A 1,022-nucleotide genomic window follows, 5' to 3' on the forward strand; every position below is an offset into this window, starting at 1 on the left:
TGACGATGGAGGACGTGCTCGGCGAACTGGTGGGCCCGGCCCCGGCCGGGTGATCCGCGCCGGACGGGAGTTCGCGGACCCGCCCTAGTGGGAGCCGCCCCCGAGCGGACGGCCGCTGCGCAGATTCCAGCGACCGTTCCGCCCGCTCAACTCCGTGATCGTCAGCGGCTGTACGTCGATCCGCCAGAACACCTGGGGCGGCGCGCCGATCGCGTGCACCGTCAGCGCGCGTACGACATCGGGCTCGGCCACCGCGAGCACGCGCGCCNNATCGCGCAGGTGCGCAGTTCGGGCAGGGGCTCCGCGGCCAGACCGAGGGCCTCGGCCGTCTGCCGGCAGCGCACCGAGGGGGACGCGAACACCTGGTCCGCGGTGGCGCGTTGCTCGACGACGGCGAACGCGCCCCGTACGGCCTCGGCCTGCCTCAGCCCGGCGGCGTCCAGCGGTCCGTCGGCGAACCGGGCCTCGCGCAGCGCGGTGCTGAGCGCCGGTGAGATCAACGTCACGCGTGTGGTCATACGGCTCTCCAGGGTCGTGCGTGCACGGGACGCCGCCCGCCGGGCCCGGTGGACGCCGGGTCGCGCGACCACTCGCCGGCCCACTCGCCCTCTTGGCCCACCTGCCCGATCGCGGTACGTTCACGTCNNTCAGACCCGATCGCCGTCGTGCGAGCTCCACTGAACGGGACGCGAGTTCCCAAGGAGGTTGTGCCGTGGCTGAGTCCATCGTGCCCCCGGCCGTTTCTTCGCCCGCCGGATCAGCGATATCCCCCCTGACTCCCTTGCCCCTGCGGGCGGTTCTGCCCTGGGCGGTCTTCGTGGGCACGCTGATGCTGGTGTTGCTGTACTTCGTCGGCGCCGAACAGGGCGCGACGTCGGTGTTCTCCGGGGCGGGTGTGCACGAGTGGGTGCACGACGGCCGTCATCTGCTCGGCTTTCCCTGCCACTGATCAGACGGACGGAGGCCACCCTCGGAGAGCATCACCATGCAATCGTCCACTGTCAGAACCCTGTTGGTCCGCG

2 protein-coding genes and 1 pseudogene are annotated in these 1,022 nt (G+C 71.6%); 1 reads left to right on the forward strand and 2 read right to left on the reverse strand.

Translation table 11 applies throughout. The features are described 5' to 3' along the window. Positions 1-84: 84 nt before the first annotated feature. Together BHU15_RS41955 and BHU15_RS41960 are read right to left on the reverse strand one after the other, a co-directional pair. Positions 85-268: histidine phosphatase family protein (locus tag BHU15_RS41955; protein WP_255293318.1), on the reverse strand; the 184-nt coding region annotated here is incomplete at its 5' end. 2 nt (positions 269-270) lie between these two features. Beyond that, positions 271-518 (reverse strand): annotated as a pseudogene (locus BHU15_RS41960) (histidine phosphatase family protein); the annotation flags it as partial. Between the two features lie 194 nt (positions 519-712). On the opposite strand from BHU15_RS41960, the gene BHU15_RS37575 reads away from it, so the two are divergent. After that, on the forward strand, positions 713-949 hold the full coding sequence (locus BHU15_RS37575; RefSeq protein WP_031230106.1) for a CbtB domain-containing protein: 237 nt from the start codon (positions 713-715) through the stop codon (positions 947-949). Positions 950-1,022 lie beyond the last annotated feature (73 nt).

It is taken from the genome of Streptomyces niveus, from assembly GCF_001723055.1.
GTDB lineage: Bacteria > Actinomycetota > Actinomycetes > Streptomycetales > Streptomycetaceae > Streptomyces > Streptomyces niveus.